Source organism: Mesobacillus sp. (genome assembly GCF_049588175.1).
Taxonomy (GTDB): Bacteria; Bacillota; Bacilli; order Bacillales; family Cytobacillaceae; genus Mesobacillus.
In genome coordinates this window covers 1-1,656 of sequence record NZ_JBAVFI010000019.1, presented here as the reverse complement: position 1 = coordinate 1,656, position 1,656 = coordinate 1, and the positions used below count along the sequence as shown (strand labels likewise).

Annotated in this window: 1 protein-coding gene; it reads right to left on the bottom strand. The window is 48.0% G+C overall.

Annotated elements, in window-relative coordinates:
* Positions 1 to 1,589, bottom strand: a 1,589-nt coding sequence (locus WB217_RS00400; protein ID WP_423989587.1) for a DUF294 nucleotidyltransferase-like domain-containing protein, incomplete at its 3' end; no start/stop codon positions are given.
* Between the last annotated feature and the right edge of the window lie 67 nt (positions 1,590 to 1,656).

The window sequence follows — 1,656 nt, the reverse complement described above, 5'->3', positions numbered from 1 at the left end:
GGGAATAAGATTTCTTTTTTCATATCAATGCTCTTGCGGCCCAATTTAAACAGCGCCTTGATTGGTTCATCAAGCGTCGGGATTTCCTGCTCCCTCTCCGCCTGGACCATCCGGTATAAAAAGATTTTGGAGCGTTCCAGAAGCTCAAGTATTTTTCCCTCGAATTCCCCATTCATCTCAGCGCTTCCGGCAGCAAACCGATACGAGAAAAAGTTTTGTGCAAGCAGCAGGTTCTCATTTGTTGACTGGAGCATCCACTTCCTGACTCGGTCCTGCCATTGCAGAACGGTCCCCCTCCATTGCGGCTCGCTTGCCATCATCAAGCCCTTACAGCGGGCGTAACCCGCTTTTTCAAGCGTAGAGGTGATTTCCTTTCCCAGTTTTTCAAAAAAGGTGTGGTCACTTGTTTCACCATAGACCAGGAAGTGGTCCTGATCTGTCAGCATGAATTGTTCACCGCGGCCGCTTGAACCCATTAAGTAAAAGGCAAACGGTACGGGCGGCGTGAGGCCTTGTTTGCGGAGCGCATCAACTGATAATTCTACTGCCCGGCCAATCAATCGGTCATAAAGTCTGGTGATGATTTCTAGCAAGGCAAACACTGGCACTCGGTCCCGGAGCAGCGTATCGGTTATTTCATAAATGGCTGCTTTCACTTCTGACAGGCTTGCTACATCTGACCGCTCAATTTTTTTGATTGTCTTCATCACGCTGTCATTCTTTTTCCGGTGCAAGTCGGTAAAAGTAACAATTCCGGATATCTCGCCGTCATCAACGACTGGCAGGTGCTTGATCCCTTTTAAAAGAATCTCAGAGATCGCATCGTAATAATAGGCGAACCTTGAAATCGTGACTGGATTTGCGGTCATGACCAATTTTGATGGCCCGTCATAGCTTAACCCCTTGGCGACGACTCTTCCGACAATGTCACGCTCCGTGATGATTCCTTTCAGATCATTTCCTTCTATCACAAGCACAGAACTCGTTCTGCCCTCAGCCATTTTTCGAGCTGCCTCCTGGATGGTTGTTTCCGGAGCCACGGATACTACTTTTTCCGACATAAGGTCCTGGACTCTCGTGAGGATTGTTTCACCTTCAGCCATTCCTTTTGCCAGTTTCACCTGTTCTGCAAGCGATCCGTACACATCCTTCAGCCTGATGGATACCTGGGTCAGCAAATAGTCATGAACATTCTGGTCACTCCATCTTTTTGCCAATACGGCATAAGGGATGAGCAGCGCATGGACATCTTCAACCGCCCTTACCTCGACTGTCGCCTGGGGTTTATCTGCTTTTTCCAAACCAAGGAAGTTTGCGAGGCTCGAAAACCCGACAATCTCTCCTTTTTGAATGACCTCGAGCACTTCATCCTGTCCGGCAGCATTTTTCACAAATACTTCTGCAATTCCCTGTAAAACTAGCAAAAGCCCCTGGCGCGGAGTATCAGCCTGGAGCATGATTTCTCTTTTTTGAAAAATTAACGCTTCACATTCCTCGACAAGGGAAAGGGCTGTGCTTTCCTCCACCCCCTGGAATAAGGGGTGGAACTGCACAGCCTTCCATATTTCCTTATAGCGCTTTTGTTCCATCATCATTCATCCATACTTCGCCATCCTTATACACCATCTGTTCAGGATAGCGAAGGTCGAGTACTTC